The following is a 17,942-nucleotide window of genomic DNA, read 5'->3' on the forward strand; positions in this document are numbered from 1 at the left end:
GTTTAATCCTTTTGGAAAAAAAAAGTCCACATGTTACACTTGATTCGTTATAAGCTTTTTGTCTTTATTATTTTTTATTACCCTTTAGTTAACAGACAAATTTCTAATTGCTAGTTAATTATTGATTTCTATGATTATGTTTTCTTGATTGGAGAGTGTTGTTGTGATTTTAATTGAAAATAAGATTGTTAGTGATATCCCTGTATTACATTTGGCAAAGAAGGCCCTTTTTGATACCAGACTGCCATTTGTGATGTTTATGCATGGGTTTACGAGTGCAAAAGAGAACAACCTGCATTACGCTTATTTATTAGCGGAAAAAGGCTTTCGTGTTGTCATCCCGGAAGCCATGTATCACGGAGAACGACAAGGGAATATGAGTAAAGAAAAGCTTGCTCTTCATTTTTGGGATATCGTTCTGCAGTCAATTGATGAAATAGACCTTCTGCGTCAGTCATTTTTAAAAAAAGAATTGATTGATCCCAATCGAATTGGACTCGTGGGTACTTCAATGGGAGGAATTGTAACACTTGGGTCGTTAACTCGTTACAAGTGGATTAAGGCTGCAGTCAGCTTAATGGGCATGCCATATTATGAAAAATATGCTCTCCTACAGATAAATGAAATAAAAAAACGCGGCATGAAGCTTCCATTGAAGGAGGAAGAAATAACAGAGCTGTTAAATAAATTGAAACAACTCGACTTAAGCAGGCAGCCGGAAAAACTCGATAGGCGGCCGCTGCTATTCTGGCATGGGAAACAGGATCCGATTGTGCCCTTTTCTTATACTTATGACTTTTACGAAAGAATTAAACCTCTTTATGCAGAGAAACCTGAAAAATTACATTTTATCATTGATGAAAAGTCGGGTCATAAAGTAAGCAGAGAAGGGGTTCTAAAAACGGTGGAATGGTTTAGTACATATCTTGCTTGATTTACGGGATTAGTATAAGCGGGAAGTTTAAGCTTTTTCTTCTTTTCTGTTACGATAAGGTAGATAGTAAATACAAACGAGGAGTGAACAGATATGGATCAAGATTTAAGAGATAGTATTATGGGTGCTTTAGAGCTGGTAGAAGACCCTGAACTCGGAATGGATATCGTTAACTTAGGATTGGTATATGATTTGAAAATGGATAAAGACGGTATTGTTACTGTGGATATGACGTTAACATCAATGGGATGTCCGCTTGCCGGTGTCATTGTTGACCAAGTACAAGCGGCCCTTAAAGATATTCCTGAAGTAAATGCTACAAATGTCAATATTGTCTGGAATCCGCCATGGACTAAAGATAAGATGTCCAGATATGCTAAGATTGCACTAGGTATTAGATAAGAATTTTACAGCCGGCAGAAATTGCCGGTTATTTTTTACTTATAAAAGGAGAAAGCATCATTTATATGTGAGTAACCTCACTATTATAAACCTCGAATTGCTTTATAATTTTATCTATTACATGACTGTATAAATGTGCTAGATACTATGTGAGGGGTTTTCTTATGTTTAATAGAGACTTTAATAAAGATCCATTTATTGTGATATGGGAACTAACAAGAGCCTGCCAGCTCCATTGTTTACATTGCCGTGCAGAAGCGCAGTTGAAAAGGGATCCGCGTGAATTGACCTTTGAGGAAGGTAAGAACCTTATTAATCAAATTTATGAAATGAATAATCCTATGCTCGTATTTACAGGCGGAGACCCGTTGATGAGAGAGGACGTTTTTGAAATAGCTTCCTATGCAGTCCAAAAAGGTGTGCGGGTTTCCATGACACCAAGTGCCACTCCAAATGTAACGAAAGAAGCTATTCAACAAGCAAAGGAAGTAGGATTATCCAGATGGGCATTCAGTTTGGATGGACATAATGCAGAGACACATGATCATTTCCGGGGGACAGCTGGTTCATTTGATTTAACCATGGAAAGAATAAAGTATTTACATGAACTGAAAATTCCAATTCAAATTAATACCACGATTTCCCGTTATAACTTGGATTACTTGGAAGAAATGGCTGAACTAGTTGATAGATTAGGATGCGTCCTTTGGAGTGTATTTTTCCTTGTCCCGACAGGAAGAGGCTTAGAAAAGGATATGATTTCACCTGCGGAGCATGAAAAGGTATTCACTTGGCTTTACCAATTAAGTAAACGGGTGTCATTTGATATTAAAACAACAGCGGGACAGCATTATCGCAGGGTTGTTATTCAACAGAAAAGAAGAGAAATGAAAGAGCAGAAGGATCAAATTCAATATCTAGATGCATTGACAGAGAAAGGGTTGACCGGCTCTATCGATGGTTTAGGAAGAGCTCCAAAAGGAGTAAATGATGGCAATGGATTTATTTTTATTTCGCATATAGGTGATGTATATCCAAGCGGATTACTGCCAATTAAAGTAGGAAATGTACGTGAACAGTCACTTAGTGATATCTACCGTAACTCTCCTATTTTGCAGGATTTGCGCAATCCGGATAAATATAAAGGAAAATGCGGTCAATGTGAATTTAGAAATGTTTGCGGCGGATCTAGATCACGTGCTTATGCCATGACGGGTGATTATTTGGAGAGTGAACCATACTGTGTATATATTCCTAAGAAGTTAAGAAAGCAAAAGTCATAATAACTTTTTCTGCTAATGGTGACAATATTAGGTACTAATTGAATATATCTTAACAATAATATAATTTTATGTTCAAATAAGAAGCGTATGTTCGAAATACTTAATTAATAAAAAAGTCGGTCAAAGTATGAGATAATAAATCTATTCTTTGGTTTGCACTATTATTAATGGTTAAGAACTCTTAAAAGGAGTTGATTATCAATGACAAAACAAATGGTTAAGGATACATTACATCGGCCATTAAGAGATCTTCGTATATCTGTTATTGACCGATGTAATTTCCGTTGCCAATATTGCATGCCTGCTGAACTATTTGGCCCTGACTTTGCCTTTTTGCCCAAAAGCGAGTTACTCACATACGAAGAGATTGAACGGCTTGCACGCATCTTTGTAAATCTTGGAGTTGAAAAAATTCGTTTAACAGGCGGGGAGCCTTTATTACGAAAAGAACTCCCTCTTCTTGTAAAGAAACTATCTTCTATAGATGAATTAAAAGATATCGCTTTAACAACGAATGGGGTACTATTGCCAAAATATGCTCAGGAATTAAAGGATGCGGGCTTGAAACGGGTGAATATTAGCTTAGACTCGTTAAATGATGAGCTGTTCGGACAAATTAATGGACGTAAAGTAGGAACTCAGCCTGTTCTTGATGGCATAAAGGCGGCAAAAGAAGCAGGTCTTGGAATAAAAATAAATATGGTTGTCAAAAAAGGACTAAACGATACAGAAATTATTCCAATGGCAGAGTTCTGTAAGGATAATGGATACCAATTACGTTATATTGAATATATGGATGTAGGCAGTACGAATGGCTGGAAAATGGATGAAGTCGTTACAAAGAAAGAGATTTTCCAGCTTTTAAATGAACATTTTTCATTAGAACCTGTTGACCCTGATTATTTTGGCGAGGTAGCAAAACGGTACAGATATGTGGACAATGGAGTGGAAGTAGGTTTTATTACATCTGTATCAGAATCATTTTGCTCCAGCTGTACTCGCTCGAGGCTATCGGCCAATGGTCAGATTTTTACTTGTCTGTTTAATGGGAATGGTCATGATATCCGTGACTTCATGCGTGCTGGTGTAAGTGATGAAGAGATTTCAAATCGGATTATCAACATTTGGCAGGGCCGAACAGATCGATATTCTGATGAAAGAACAGCTGAAACGGCTGCTAACCGTAAAAAAATTGAAATGTCATATATCGGTGGATAAGGTGAAACTTCCATCAATGGGATAAAAAACTCCTTCAAAGAGGGAGTTTTTTATTTTTTTACTAAAGAAACAACGCTATACATCACGCAAATGAAAAAACCAGCAGTGAAATTTGCTGGTTTTTCTGCTTATTAAATATAACGAGGGAATAAAATGTTATTTTCTAAATGAACATGCATGAATGTGTGACTCTCTAGCATTTCTAGACGATTGTATACTAAGCGGTATGTTCCGCAGGCATCCAAAGGCAGTGTAAAATCATTTGTCACTTCGCGAATCTCTCTTAAAAGATTACCCGCATGATCATGCTCGCTTTCAAGTTTGCGGATTACTTCAATGGCTTCTTCTCTGTTTTCAACTTCATTCTTTTCTAATGATAACAGAAGCGGGAAGCTTGTCGCTTCTTCCTCAAGAGTATGTTCAATTAGTTCCTTTTTTAATTCATAAAATAGTTCGTACACTTTCAATAGCTCTGGATGGCTGTCGCCGTGAACTTTTGCTACCTTTGTCACATAAGGGCTAAGAGCTGCAAGTTCTTCGCGAAGAGGATTGTGATAGTAATCAATGATATGTTGAATGATTTCTTCAGAAGAGCTGTTAGTCCAGACCTCCATGTTGTCACTTTGATCTGACTTAGCATAAACATTCGCAAGTTCTTCCATTAATTCATCAAGATTAACATTTAGTTCAGCGGCTGCTGTGCTGATGGGTGTATTACCTCCGCAGCAAAAATCAATTCGATATTTTTTAAAAACATCACTTGTTTTTGGAACCTCATTTACGATATCTCTTACTAAACTTGTATTTGAAAATGGAATAGTTGTCATTTTGTTATTCCTCCTTGGGTTTCATGTAGATAACTAACTTAACTTAAGCATATATGAATTTTCCGTGTAATAAGGTGACGTGAATCACAATGGAGAAATTTTTTTATTCTTATCAGCTTTTCACTGAAAAAGTGATGATGTTCATGACATAAATGAATGGATTAAGCTATATTGAATAAGATAGAATGACTTAGTGCTCTAATATTTTGGAATACTTGTTAATAAAACAGGAGTTGGTAAAATGCTGGAAAAAAGAACACCCATTGGGATTGGTGAAGCCGTAAGTAAAGTGATGAAATACAAGCAGACTGGTATTGTTGAACATGTATCTATAAATGAAAGTTATGGGCGTTATCTCGCTGAGGAACTAGTGGCTACAAATCATGTGCCTCCTTTTGATAAAGCACCGTATGACGGGTTTGCTATTAGATCAATTGATACGAAGGAAGCTTCCTTGTCTAATCCGGTTGAATTTGAAGTCATTGACCATATCGGGGCAGGATTAGTCAGCCTCAAAAAGCTTGGACCGTTTCAGGTGATAAGAATTATGACCGGTGCGCAAATGCCTGAGGGCAGTGATGCGGTTGTCATGTTGGAATTAGCGCAAACAAGTGAACGGGACGGAAAACAATATATGTCCATAAAACGTTCATACAATAGCGGGGATAATGTATCTTTTTGCGGAGAAGATGCGAGGGAAGGGGATGTGCTTGTTCCAAAAGGTACGTTTATTAATCCTGGCATACAGGCAATGCTAGCAACGTTTGGTTATGCACAGGTACCTGTCGCGAGAAAACCGGTTGTCGGACTTTTCGCGACAGGCACCGAGCTCTTAGAAGTAGGAGACCCGCTTGAGCCTGGGAAAATCCGTAATAGTAATTCGCATATGATTATGGCACAAATTGAGCGGGCAGGCGCTGAAGTCCAATTTTTGGGTAAGCTGCCTGATGAATTAGAAACTTGCTATGAAGCCATATCGAAATGTATTCCTCATGTCGATATGCTTCTTACAACGGGCGGTGTATCTGTAGGGGATTTTGATTTATTGCCGGACATCTACAAAAAATTAGATGCTGAAGTTTTATTTAATAAAGTGGCTATGCGTCCGGGAAGTGTCACAACTGTTGCTCAGGTAAACGGCAAGCTCTTATTTGGTCTGTCAGGAAATCCATCTGCTTGTTATGTTGGTTTTGAATTATTTACTAGGCCGATTATAAGAACCATGCTTTTTTCAGATAAACCTCATCTGCGAAAAGAAAAGGCTATTTTGCAGACGAATTTTCCAAAAGCAAACCCTTTTGCCCGATTTGTCAGAAGTGCTTTGTCTGTTGAGAATGGCCGTCTTGTTGTGGAACCAAGCGGGATGGATAAATCTAATATTGTCATGAGCTTGGCTGGTGCTAATGCATTTATTATTTTACCCGGTGGAACGAGAGGATTTCATTCAGGAGAAGAAGTAGATGTATTGTTGCTAGAAGATACACTCGGGAGCGTGTGGCCTTGGTAAAACCTTTTGTACTGCAAATAACAGGATTTCACAACAGCGGGAAAACAACTTTTTTGCAGAAACTTCTGTTAGAGTTAAAGGAAAAAGGTTTTCATACTGTTACGATTAAACATCACGGGCATGGTGGGAAACCAGATATTGTGGAGGATACAGATTCAGCCCGACATGTTTCTTCTGGTGCTAGAGCTTCCCTTGTAGAGGGGGGAGGCAGAATGATTCTGCAGGCAGAACCTTTTGAATGGTCTTTAAGCGAAAAGCTTGAATTTATGTCATGGTTTCATCCTGATTTTATTATTATTGAAGGGCATAAGCATGAAGATTATCCAAAGGTTGTATTTATTCGTAATCAGGAGGATGTGCCATTACTTCGACAATTAACGAATATTCAACTAGTACTGTATGAAGATGAACCACTAGAAGACTGTCAGCACCAGTCATTTCATCGTAATGAATGTAAGGCTATGGAGTGGCTAGTTAAATACTTAACAGCAAAGCAGGATACATAAGAATTATTTTCTAAGAAAAATGTGTCGAAAAAAGTAAAAATAGCGACTTTTATCACAGCACCAGTCATCCGTTTACCTTATCATGATAGTAAGAGGTTGTTTTCGTGACTGAGGGGACAGGGGTGTTAAAGATGGAAATATTTAATATGATTTTATGGGTTATTTATCCGTATACAGTATTAATTATTGTGATGATGGGGCGTTTGTGGAAATGTGATTTCTCGCAACTTTATAAAGGAAACAAGATATTTGAAAGTATCGGCACGGTATTGTTCATAGTTGTTAAAGCGTTATTGTGGTTAAGTTTATTATCCGGCGCTGCTTCTCTGTTTGTAAGCGGAGTGGGGAATGATTTACTTGATATGCTTTATTGGGGAATCAGTTTTATATCGTTTCGGCCAAATACTGATTTGATTGAGAAGATGTCATTACTAACACAGCTGCATATGATGGTTTTATTCACTTTCTTTTTAGTACTGTCCTTTACGATGTTTTTTAGTAAATCAGATAAAAATAAAAAGACCTTGAAAATAGTCTTTAAAGAAAATAAAAGCCAAAAACTGATTTGAGTTACTTCAAGCAGTTTTTGGCTTTTTTTATTACTATTGTTGATTTTTGACTCATCTAAAGCTGTATCGTTAGGAAGCGACCTTTCAGCATAGCTGAAAGGCGTGAGAAATGGACATTTCTCACGGATGAGTCAAAATCTGGCTTGTCAACATTGTTTGCTAACAAAGCTTTTTATAAAAGTACATTATTCCTAATGAATATTACATATATCGATTGGACAATTTTCGCAATTAATTTCCGTTTTCAAATAATTAAGATCATGAATAGTAATGATTCCTTTATCAACGGAAATCACTTGATTTTTTCTTAATTCACTTAACATGCGGTTCACAACCTCGCGGGAAGTACCGCAAAAATTAGCAAGCTCTTGATTTGTGATAGATAAATCAATCATAATTCCAGAACTTGTTATTTTTCCATAACTATTAGTTAGTCGTATGAGTGTAGAATACAGGGCACCTTTCTTTCCATTTAAGATTAAATCACGAAACTTTGTAATCGTTTTTCGATTTTGATGGCTCAGCCATTTCATAAATTCAATGGCCAACCCATTATCCAGCTCGAGCCGTTTTTCCAGTTCATTTATATAGATAACAGCTACTTCACCGCTTTCAACTACTTTTGCACTGAGCATATATTTCGATGAAGAATAAAACATCGTTAATTCACCAATCATTTCACCGGCAGAACACATGCGTAATGTAAGCTCCTGGCCTTCCGAAGTCATTTTACTTATTTGAACTTTACCGCTTTGGATAATGTAAAGCTCCTCTGCATCTTGTCCTTCCTGATATAAAAAGGTCCCCTTGCTGATTTTGCGAATATGATGAACAGATTGTAGTAGTTGTGTAAGTTCTTCTGATAAATGTAATTGTGCTAATGGCTGCATCGTTGTACCACCTTTGTTCGTATAATCAATAGATTGCGTAAAAAAGTCATTCTTTATTAGCACTCCATTGAGAACGATTTTCAATAGAAAAAATGAGATAAGAATCTATTCTTTATGCATAGCTTAAATATGAATAAAGAGATTATTAATAAATTATACTATTAACATAGTAGAAAGTCATGGGAAATAGTATTTTAGAAAAAAATGTTTGCAATTTTTAAAGTATGTTTTTATAATGATAGAAACGTATGTTATAAATATTAAATAAAATGATTAAATATTCATTTTTAATATATCCGGAGGTGGAAGGAAATGAAGGTTGCGGTTATTGGAACAACAGGATATGGAGGCATTGAGCTGTTGCGAATTTTGCATTCACATCCAGTTTTTCAGATACAATCCATCCACTCGACAAAAGGCGAAGTACCAATTTGGAAGGAATATCCTCATCTTTTCAACATTAATGATCAAGTTCTTGAAGTAATAAATCCGGAAGAAATAGCTGAAAAATCAGATTTAGTTTTTTTAGCTACGCCATCTGGTGTGTCAGGACAGCTCGCCGCTCAATTTGCCGAGTTTAACATCAAATTAGTCGATTTATCTGGGGATTTACGATTAAAGAATACGGATGAATATACTCAGTGGTATAAACATGAAGCAGCACCAAAAGAAATAATCGATAAGGCTGTCTACGGTTTAACAGAATGGAGACGTGAACAGGTAGCAGGAGCTCAATGGATTTCAAACCCTGGCTGTTATTCTACAGCTTCACTGCTTGGTTTGGGACCAATTGTGAAAGAGAAACTTATTGACCCGTCATCGATTATTATTGATGCTAAATCCGGCACGTCAGGCGCGGGAAGAAAGCCGACGAGAACCACTATGCATGCTGAGATGAGTGAAAACTTTAAAATCTATAAAGTAAATGAACATCAGCATATTCCAGAAATTGAGCAGCAACTTTTAGAGTGGAATGAAGAAATAAAACCAATTACTTTTTCAACACATTTACTGCCTATTTCACGTGGAATAATGGCAACTATTTATGTACAGGTACAAAAAGGCGTAACATTGTCTGAAATATATAAAATTTATGAAGAACATTATCAGAATGATTCTTTTGTTCGTGTTCGACCTGAAGGACATTATCCGGCTGTTAAAGAGGTTTGCGGCTCTAATTTCTGTGATATTGGCTTGCATCTGGATGAAAGAACAGGCAGATTAACGATTGTATCTGTTATTGATAATTTAATGAAAGGAGCTGCCGGACAGGCGGTTCAAAATGCAAATATTATGACAGGCCTTGATGAAACAACAGGTCTTACATTTATCCCGATGTATCCATAAAGGAGGAGTCACTTGTGCAGGCTGTATCAACTATTCATGTTAAGGAAGTTAAAGGCGGCAACTTTTTAACGCCAAAAGGTTTTTTAGCAGCTGGTGTTGAAGCGGGTGTGAAAAATGATAAAAAAGATGTTGGAATCATCATAAGTGAGGTTCCTGCCAACTGTGCAGCAGTATACACAACAAATCAGTTTCAAGCTGCGCCGATTAAAGTAAGTAAAGAGAGCATTGCAAAAGAAGGTCTTATTCAAGCGGTCATCGTGAACAGCGGCTGTGCTAATGCATGTACGGGAGAGCAGGGTCTTCAGGATGCATACGAAACGAGAAGCCTGGTTGCCCAAAAGTTTAATATAAAAGAACATCTCATTGCTGTAGCTTCTACAGGTGTTATTGGTGTGAATCTGCCAATGGAAAAGATTGCAGATGGAATTAAGCAATTAAATCCTGGAAACGAGCAGGAAAATGCAGTCGCTTTCCAAACGGCGATTTTAACGACAGATACAATGATGAAAACATCATGTTTTACTGCAGAAATAAATGGTCACACTGTTACAATGGGCGGAACAGCAAAGGGGTCTGGAATGATTCATCCAAATATGGCAACGATGCTCGCTTTTATTACAACAGATGCTAACGTTGATCAATCCGGGCTCCAAGCAGCATTAAGCGAAATCACTGAAACGTCATTCAACCAGATTACAGTTGACGGAGATACTTCAACAAATGATACGGTTTTTGTATTAGCAAACGGGAAGGCTGATCATGAATCTTTAACACCTGAGCATGATGATTGGCCTGTGTTCGTAGAGTTGTTAGCGATGACATGTGAAAGTCTTGCCAAACAAATTGCAAGAGATGGAGAAGGCGCGACAAAACTAATTGAAGTGGAAGTAAAAGGGGCTGTAAACGATTTAGATGCGAGAATGATTGCCAAGCAAATTGTTGGTTCGAGTCTCGTTAAAACGGCTGTTTACGGTGCCGATGCCAACTGGGGAAGAATTATTAGTGCCCTTGGACAGACTAAAACTGCGGTGAACACAGAAAATGTTGATATTAGCATTGGGTCAATTGAGATGCTAAAAGGCAGTGTGCCACTGACGTTCTCAGAAGAGGCGGCGTTAGAATATTTACAAAAGGATTTTATTCAAATCTTTGTTGATTTGCACAATGGAGATTCAAGCGGAAAAGCATGGGGTTGCGATTTATCCTATGACTATATCAAAATTAATGCCAGTTATCGATCATAGGAGAGATGGAAATGAAGAAGATAGTCATAAAATGCGGCGGAAGTATTCTTGATGAATTGACTCCATCGTTTTTTGCATCGTTAAAGGAACTCCAAAACGATGGATATCAATTAGTTTTTGTCCATGGCGGAGGACCGGATATTAATAAAATGCTCTCCATGTACCAGGTAGAGCCGGAGTTTCATAATGGTTTAAGAAAAACTACCGAAGAAACGCTTGAAGTTGTAGAATTAGTCCTTTCAGGTCAAACTAATCGAAAGCTTGTGCAAAAGCTAACCGAAAATGGTTTTCAGGCAATAGGGTTAAATGGCAGTGATGGCGGTCTTCTTCAGGCTGATTTTATTGATAAAGACTCTTTAGGATTTGTCGGGGAAATTATAAAGGTGAATGATGAGCTGGTTTCCATTTTGATACAAGAGTCAATGATTCCTGTCATTACACCAATCGCTGTTCATAAAGCAACAGGACATAAATTAAATATTAATGCAGATTATGCAGCGGCTGCAGTTGCAAGTGCTATTGGTGCTGAGCAATGTATTTTTGTTACGGATGTTAAAGGGATCCTGGTAGAAGAGAAGCTCGTCCATTCTGTAGAAAAAGAACAGGTTGAAAAATATATTGAAGATGGAACCATTTATGGTGGAATGATTCCTAAAGTAACTTCAGCTATGTCTGCTCTTGATAAAGGACTTTCAAGTGTTATGATTGTGTCAGGAAAAGCAGCCTTTTTTAACGGAAAGGAATGGAAGGGTACAAAAATTATTGGAAAAGAGTGGAGTTACAATGAGTAGTCTGTTTCCAACATACAGCAGATGGGAAATTGAGCCTGATTGGGCAGAAGGCAGTATCATGTATGGTAAAGACGGAAAAAAGTATTTGGATTATACATCCGGTATTGGTGTATGTAATCTCGGTCATCGTCCAAAAGTGGTAGAGGAAGCTATCCAGGAGCAACTCAAAAAGTTTTGGCATGTTTCCAATCTATTCCCTGTTGAAATACAGGAGACTGCGGCAGCAAAGTTAGCACAAGCAGCAGAAATGGACTTAGTCTTTTTTTCAAACAGCGGTGCTGAAGCAAATGAAGCAGCCATTAAGCTATCTAGAAAAGCCACAGGACGTTCAAAAATAATTACATTTAATCAATCCTTTCATGGTCGGACCTATGCAACGATGTCTGCTACAGGACAGGATAAGATAAAGCACGGTTTTGGTCCAATGCTTGAAACCTTTATATACGTACCATTTAATGATCTTGCAGCGCTGAAAGAAGTCATGAGCGATGAAGTAGCAGCAGTCATGCTTGAGGTCATTCAAGGAGAAGGTGGCATTCATCCTGCTTCTAAGGAATTTCTAGATGGAGTTGAAGCTCTTTGCAAGGAGTATGGCTCACTCTTGGTGATAGATGAAATCCAAACAGGTATAGGTCGAACTGGAAAACCGTTTGCGTTTCAGCATTATGGTTTAAAGCCTGATATTGTTTCAGTTGCGAAAGGACTTGGTAGCGGCTTACCAATCGGGGGCATTATTGCTAAGGGCAATTTAAAAGACGTATTTGGCCCTGGAAGTCATGGAACGACATTTGGCGGCAATCCACTGTCTGTTTCTTCGGCTCTTGCTACAATGGACGCTATATTCCAAGACAGTTTTCTAGCTGAAGTGAATGAAAAAGCTGATTTCTTCAGGGCAGCCTTGGAAGAAAATCTATTGCCTTTACCAAATGTTAATGAAATTAGAGGAATTGGTATGATGATTGGAATCGAAATCAATCAAAATGTACCAGACTTACTAAAGAACCTGCGCTCAAATGGTTTTATTGCCTTACCTGCAGGGGAAAACGTTATAAGATTATTACCACCATTAACAACAACAAAATCAGAATTAGAAGAGGCAATCGATATTCTAACAAAGGTTCTAACGCAAAATCTAGGTGCAGCCGTCTAGGCTGTATAATTTTTCAGTTGACTGTATAATTATTAGTGCGTTACAATAAATATACAAAAATATCATGGGGTGTGCGAGATGACAGGATATTTACAGTTAAACAGCGGGGAATGCTTTCAGGGACAATGGTTAACAAGTGCACCCGCTGATGGGATAAAAGGGGAAATTGTATTTTTTACCGGAATGACAGGATATCAGGAAGTATTGACTGATCCATCTTATAAAGATCAAATTATTGTTTTTACTTATCCGTTAATTGGCAACTATGGAATTAATGAAGCAAATTTCGAAAGTAAAAAGCCTCATGTAGCAGGTGTAATCGTATATGAGGCAAAGCAGACAGCCTTTCATTACGAAGCACAATATTCACTAATTGAGTATTTAGAAAAATGGGGAATCCCAATGCTCGGATCCATTGATACGAGAGCAGTAGTTAAAAAGATTCGCAGTTTGGGTACGATGCCGGCGGTTCTATCGAGCTCAGAAAACAAGATAGAACAAGATATGACGCTACCAGAGAATCATAAGGTTAGTAAAGTAACAGTCTTTACGCCTGAACAACATGGAAGCGGAGACCAGCATATTGTACTAATGGATTTTGGTACAAAAAAATCCATTGTAAAATCATTAGTCAAACGCGGATGTGCTGTTACTGTCGTCCCGTATAATACTTCTTTTGAGGAAGTAAAAAAGTTAAAACCAGATGGAGTATTGCTTTCAAATGGACCGGGGGACCCAAAAGACCTGCAGTCTGTTTTACCAACAGTTAAGAAGCTGATTACACATTACCCTACATTAGGAATTTGCCTAGGGCATCAATTAGCAGCTTTAGCACTTGGTGCAAACACTAATAAATTAGCTTTTGGTCATCGTGGAGCTAACCACCCTGTTGTAGATTCGGTAACAGGAAAAGTATTTATGTCATCGCAAAATCATAGTTATGTAGTTGATACACATTCAATCAAAGATACGGGACTTACATTACGGTTTACAAACCTGCACGATCAGTCAGTTGAGGGCTTGCAACATGAAAAGTACCCTTTACAAACCGTTCAATTCCATCCGGAAGCGAACCCTGGTCCTGCAGAAAGTGAATATATTTTTGATGAATTTATTGAAACAGTAAAAGCGAACAATGGGAGAGTATTTGCATATGCCTAAAGACACAACGATCCATTCCATACTTGTAATAGGCTCAGGACCAATTGTTATTGGTCAGGCAGCCGAGTTTGACTATGCTGGAACGCAAGCCTGTATGGCGTTAAAGGAAGACGGCTATGAGGTTATTTTAGTAAATGATAATCCAGCTACAATCATGACTGACCATAGTTTTGCTGACCGAATTTATTTTGAACCCCTGTCAGTCGATGTAGTGGAGAAAATTATTGCTAAAGAGAAGCCGGATGGACTCCTTGCTACACTTGGCGGTCAAACAGGCTTAAATTTGGCTTTTCAGCTGCACGAAACTGGAGTATTAGAAAAATACGGAGTGAAGCTGCTCGGCAGTTCAATTGAATCCATTAAAAAGGGAGAAGACCGTGAAGCATTTAGAAAGCTGATGCATGAATTAAATGAACCTGTACCAGAAAGTACAATCGTACATGAATTACAGGAAGCGGTTGCCTTTGCGGAACAAATTGGATTTCCGATCATCGTTCGCCCTGCCTATACTTTGGGTGGAACTGGCGGTGGCATAGCTGATTCAATGGATGAACTGACAAAATTGGTATCAGGCGGATTGAAGGAAAGTGCTATCCATCAATGTTTAATTGAGAAGAGCATTGCCGGTTTTAAGGAAATCGAATATGAAGTCATGAGAGATGCAAACAATACTTGTATTACGATTTGTAATATGGAAAATATTGACCCTGTTGGGATTCATACAGGGGACTCTATTGTTGTGGCTCCGTCACAAACCCTTACTGATGAAGAATATCAAATGCTTCGTGCAGCATCGATTAAGATTATTTCCGCTTTGGAAATCATTGGGGGCTGTAATATTCAATTTGCCCTTGATCCAAAAAGTAAGAACTATTATTTAATTGAAGTAAATCCACGGGTAAGCCGCTCTTCAGCATTGGCATCTAAAGCAACGGGCTATCCAATTGCCCGCATGGCGGCCAAATTGTCAACTGGGTATTTACTAAATGAAATTATAAATCCTGTAACAGGCGATACATTTGCCAGCTTTGAACCAGCACTAGATTATGTAGTAGCAAAAATTCCAAAATGGCCTTTTGATAAGTTTCCTTCACTAGAAAGAAAATTAGGTACGCAGATGAAAGCAACCGGAGAAGTGATGGGGATTGATCGTAACTTAGAAAGAGCTTTATTAAAAGCGATTCATTCATTGGAAATCAATGTAAACGATCTAAAGCTTCCTTCATTAGAGCAATTAGAATTAGCTGAACTGCAAAGTGCCCTGCTTGAGCAAACGGATCAGCGCTTTTTCATTTTACTGGAGCTATTAAGAAGAGGAACTTCAATTACTGAGCTGCATGAAAAGACGGGAATTGATTTATTCTTCCTTACAGGCTTTGAAAAGATGATTGAGATGGAGAAAGAAATTGCCGGTTCTTCGCTTCAAACAGTAACAAAAGAAGCTCTTCAAGTGTGGAAGGAAAGAGGCTTTAGTGATCATTATATCGCTAGTGTTTGGGGTGCAGCCGAACAAGAAGTTCGAGAAAAAAGAAAGCAGTTAGGCATTCTTCCTGTTTATAAAATGGTTGATACTTGCGCTGCTGAGTTTGAAGCAAAGTCAAACTATTTCTATTCTAGTTATTTCGGTGAAAATGAGCAGGTTCCAAGCAGCAAGAGAAAGGTAGCTATTATCGGAAGCGGTCCGATTAGAATTGGGCAGGGAATTGAATTTGATTATTGCTCTGTCCATGGTGTACTAGCTTTAAAGCAGGAGAATGTTGAAACGATATTAATTAACAATAATCCAGAAACAGTAAGTACAGATTTTGCAACTGCTGACCGTCTGTATTTTGAACCATTAATTTTAGAGACAGTATTAAATGTCATTGAAAGTGAAGGCATCTCTGAAGTCATTGTTCAGTTAGGAGGCCAAACAGCCTTAAACCTAGCCAAACAATTAGAGGACAATGGTGTTACCATCCTTGGTACTAATTCAAATACGATTGATGTTCTTGAGGACCGTGATTTATTCTATAAGTTATTGGATGAGTTGGATATTCCACATATCCAGGGCGATATCGCCTATAATTCTGAACAGATTACAAGCCTTGTAGAAAAAATCGGTTATCCTGTACTAATTAGACCATCATATGTCATTGGCGGAAAAGGCATGGAGCGTATCAATAATGGGCAGGAGCTTGATTCCTATCTTGCCAAGGGAGATATTCCATATCCAGTTCTTGTTGATCAATTTATGCAGGCATATGAAGCAGAGCTTGATCTTGTAGCAGACGGAAAAAACATTTGTGTTCCAGCTATGATGGAGCATATTGAAAAAACGGGTGTTCATTCCGGGGATAGTCTTTCTATTTTACCAGCTCAAACATTGACCAAAACGGCCAAAACAAAAATGAGAGACTATGCCGAAAAAATCGTACAAAAGCTTGGCTATAAGGGTTTAATGAATATTCAATATATCGTTGACGGAGATCAAGTATATCTTCTTGAAGTAAATCCGCGCGCCAGCCGTACCGTTCCAATTGTAAGTAAAGTTACAGGTGTACCACTCGTGCAATTGGCAACAAAAGTATTGCTTGGGACATACACACTATCGGCTAAAGATACAAAAGAGTTCACAGATGTTCCGTATGTTTGCGTAAAGTACCCAGTATACTCTTTTTATGCATTAAATGGACTCGATTCAAAAGTAAGTCCTGAAATGCGCTCAACAGGTGAAGGGATTTCAATTGGTTCAAGTCTTTCAGAAGCATTGCGTAAGGCCTTTCATGTTTCATTGCAGAAAAAGTCTGGAAATGTGATAGTTGTAAGTACTCTTTCGGAATTAGATAATATTACCAGTCTTGCAGAGCAATCGGATGTTACCATTGTCTTAGAAAAAGATGCTGAAACTGTGTTAAAGGATGCAAAAACAGTTGCGTACTATAACCCAAGCGGTCTAGATGAAGACAAACTGCTCCGTTCCATTGCAACAAGAAACCGTGTGATTACGTTTACGGAAAAAGAAAGTCTCGAGGCTTTCTTGTTAGGCTTAACCATCAAAGATTTTACGGTTCATTCAATTGAGGAATGGCACAATATGACTACAGAGGACGTGAGCGCAGTATGAAATCAGATCTATCAGTTTTAGAACAAGACTTAAATTTAAAAGGAAAAGACTTCTTAGCATTAGCTGATTTTTCTCCTAGCGAAATCCTAGGTCTTTTAGAAAAAGCGAAGAAAATAAAAGAGTTACACTTATCTGGAGAAAGCTATACTCCTTTAAAGGGAAAAACGTTAGGTATGATTTTTGAAAAATCATCAACAAGAACCCGTGTTTCTTTTGAAGCAGGAATGTACCAGTTAGGCGGCAATGCTTTATTTTTAAGCAGCAATGATTTGCAAATAGGAAGAGGCGAGCCTATTTCTGATACAGCTCAAGTATTATCGCAGTATTTAGATGGTATTATGATTCGTACATTTGAGCATGAAAAAGTAGAAGAGTTAGCTAAATATGCTTCCATTCCAGTTATTAATGGTCTAACGGATTTATTCCATCCATGCCAGGTACTAGCTGACTTATTGACGATTATGGAAATAAAAGGTGAGCTAAAAGGGTTAAAAATGGCCTATATTGGTGACGGAAATAATATGGTTCACTCCTTAATGATTGGGGCTGCAAAAGTAGGTATGGACTTCTCAGTTGCTTGTCCTGATGGTTATAAACCAGAAGAAAAAGTGGTTAACATGGCTCTTGAATTCGCTAAGGAATCAGGCGCAAAGATTGTCGTTACTGCAGATCCTATTGAAGCGGTCAAAGATGCTGATGTTGTTTATACAGATGTATGGACCAGCATGGGTCAAGAAGCTGAAAATGAAATCCGTTTAAAAGCCTTTGCACCAACTTACCAAGTAAACGAAGAACTTGTTAAGCATGCGAAAGATGATTACATCTTCCTTCACTGCTTACCTGCACATCGCGGGGAAGAAGTAACGGCTGGTGTAATTGATGGCAGTCAATCTGCGGTTTTCCAAGAAGCGGGCAACAGACTCCATGCTCAAAAAGCATTGTTAGTAGAACTGCTTAAGTAAGGTCTGCTAACGAACATCTCTCTTTGTTACAATGCCCTTTTCTTT

Annotated in this window: 16 protein-coding genes; 14 read left to right on the forward strand and 2 right to left on the reverse strand. The window is 38.1% G+C overall.

The window, feature by feature from the left end:
• The first annotated feature begins 163 nt into the window (after window positions 1-163).
• The 4 genes from F4V44_RS05885 (at window position 164) to moaA (ending at window position 3,837) form a co-directional block, all read left to right on the forward strand.
• A complete protein-coding gene (locus F4V44_RS05885; RefSeq protein WP_150439067.1) occupies window positions 164-934 on the forward strand; it encodes a prolyl oligopeptidase family serine peptidase in 771 nt (256 codons plus the stop codon).
• A gap of 93 nt (window positions 935-1,027) precedes the next feature.
• Entirely contained in the window at window positions 1,028-1,336 is a 309-nt protein-coding gene (locus F4V44_RS05890; protein ID WP_150439068.1) for a metal-sulfur cluster assembly factor, read from the forward strand.
• Window positions 1,337-1,500: 164 nt separating this feature from the next.
• A complete protein-coding gene (locus tag F4V44_RS05895; RefSeq protein ID WP_150439069.1) occupies window positions 1,501-2,619 on the forward strand; it encodes a TIGR04053 family radical SAM/SPASM domain-containing protein in 1,119 nt (372 codons plus the stop codon).
• A 201-nt stretch (window positions 2,620-2,820) separates the two neighbouring features.
• Window positions 2,821-3,837 (forward strand): GTP 3',8-cyclase MoaA, encoded by a 1,017-nt coding sequence (gene moaA, locus F4V44_RS05900; protein WP_150439070.1) that lies wholly within the window; start codon window positions 2,821-2,823, stop codon window positions 3,835-3,837.
• Window positions 3,838-3,968: 131 nt separating this feature from the next.
• Here moaA and ric read toward each other — a convergent pair whose 3' ends face one another.
• Window positions 3,969-4,664 (reverse strand): iron-sulfur cluster repair di-iron protein, encoded by a 696-nt coding sequence (ric, locus tag F4V44_RS05905; RefSeq protein WP_150439071.1) that lies wholly within the window; start codon window positions 4,662-4,664, stop codon window positions 3,969-3,971.
• Between the two features lie 241 nt (window positions 4,665-4,905).
• Here ric and F4V44_RS05910 point away from each other — a divergent pair, with 241 nt between their 5' ends.
• The 3 genes from F4V44_RS05910 (at window position 4,906) to F4V44_RS05920 (ending at window position 7,246) form a co-directional block, all read left to right on the forward strand.
• Window positions 4,906-6,171, forward strand: a complete 1,266-nt coding sequence (locus F4V44_RS05910; protein WP_150439072.1) for a molybdopterin molybdotransferase MoeA — start codon at window positions 4,906-4,908, stop codon at window positions 6,169-6,171.
• On the forward strand, window positions 6,165-6,677 hold the full coding sequence (gene mobB / locus F4V44_RS05915; RefSeq protein WP_191090584.1) for a molybdopterin-guanine dinucleotide biosynthesis protein B: 513 nt from the start codon (window positions 6,165-6,167) through the stop codon (window positions 6,675-6,677). Before F4V44_RS05910 ends, mobB begins: the two co-directional genes overlap by 7 nt.
• Before the next feature lie 131 nt (window positions 6,678-6,808).
• Complete coding sequence (locus F4V44_RS05920) at window positions 6,809-7,246, forward strand: respiratory nitrate reductase subunit gamma (protein WP_150439074.1); 438 nt, start codon at window positions 6,809-6,811, stop codon at window positions 7,244-7,246.
• A gap of 191 nt (window positions 7,247-7,437) precedes the next feature.
• On the opposite strand, the gene F4V44_RS05925 is transcribed toward F4V44_RS05920, so the two are convergent.
• Window positions 7,438-8,136, reverse strand: coding sequence for a Crp/Fnr family transcriptional regulator (locus tag F4V44_RS05925; RefSeq protein WP_150439075.1), 699 nt, complete (start codon window positions 8,134-8,136; stop codon window positions 7,438-7,440).
• A gap of 312 nt (window positions 8,137-8,448) precedes the next feature.
• Here F4V44_RS05925 and argC point away from each other — a divergent pair, with 312 nt between their 5' ends.
• The 7 genes from argC (at window position 8,449) to argF (ending at window position 17,897) form a co-directional block, all read left to right on the forward strand.
• Window positions 8,449-9,483, forward strand: a complete 1,035-nt coding sequence (gene argC / locus F4V44_RS05930; protein WP_150439076.1) for an N-acetyl-gamma-glutamyl-phosphate reductase — start codon at window positions 8,449-8,451, stop codon at window positions 9,481-9,483.
• Window positions 9,484-9,497: 14 nt separating this feature from the next.
• A complete protein-coding gene (argJ, locus tag F4V44_RS05935; RefSeq protein WP_150439077.1) occupies window positions 9,498-10,727 on the forward strand; it encodes a bifunctional ornithine acetyltransferase/N-acetylglutamate synthase in 1,230 nt (409 codons plus the stop codon).
• Between the two features lie 11 nt (window positions 10,728-10,738).
• Entirely contained in the window at window positions 10,739-11,518 is a 780-nt protein-coding gene (argB, locus tag F4V44_RS05940; RefSeq protein ID WP_150439078.1) for an acetylglutamate kinase, read from the forward strand.
• Window positions 11,511-12,668 (forward strand): acetylornithine transaminase, encoded by a 1,158-nt coding sequence (locus F4V44_RS05945; protein ID WP_150439079.1) that lies wholly within the window; start codon window positions 11,511-11,513, stop codon window positions 12,666-12,668. Before argB ends, F4V44_RS05945 begins: the two co-directional genes overlap by 8 nt.
• 78 nt (window positions 12,669-12,746) lie before the next feature.
• Window positions 12,747-13,829: a carbamoyl phosphate synthase small subunit gene (locus F4V44_RS05950; RefSeq protein WP_150439080.1), complete on the forward strand. Its 1,083-nt coding sequence runs from the start codon at window positions 12,747-12,749 to the stop codon at window positions 13,827-13,829.
• Window positions 13,822-16,935: a carbamoyl phosphate synthase large subunit gene (locus tag F4V44_RS05955; protein WP_150439081.1), complete on the forward strand. Its 3,114-nt coding sequence runs from the start codon at window positions 13,822-13,824 to the stop codon at window positions 16,933-16,935. The genes F4V44_RS05950 and F4V44_RS05955 overlap by 8 nt, the downstream gene beginning before the upstream one ends.
• Window positions 16,932-17,897 carry an ornithine carbamoyltransferase gene (gene argF / locus F4V44_RS05960; RefSeq protein ID WP_150439082.1) on the forward strand — a complete coding sequence of 322 codons (966 nt, stop codon included), beginning with the start codon at window positions 16,932-16,934 and terminating at the stop codon, window positions 17,895-17,897. Before F4V44_RS05955 ends, argF begins: the two co-directional genes overlap by 4 nt.
• The last annotated feature ends 45 nt before the right edge of the window (window positions 17,898-17,942 follow it).

Source organism: Niallia endozanthoxylica (genome assembly GCF_008710145.1).
GTDB classification, from domain to species: domain Bacteria; phylum Bacillota; class Bacilli; order Bacillales; family Cytobacillaceae; genus Bacillus_BD; species Bacillus_BD endozanthoxylica.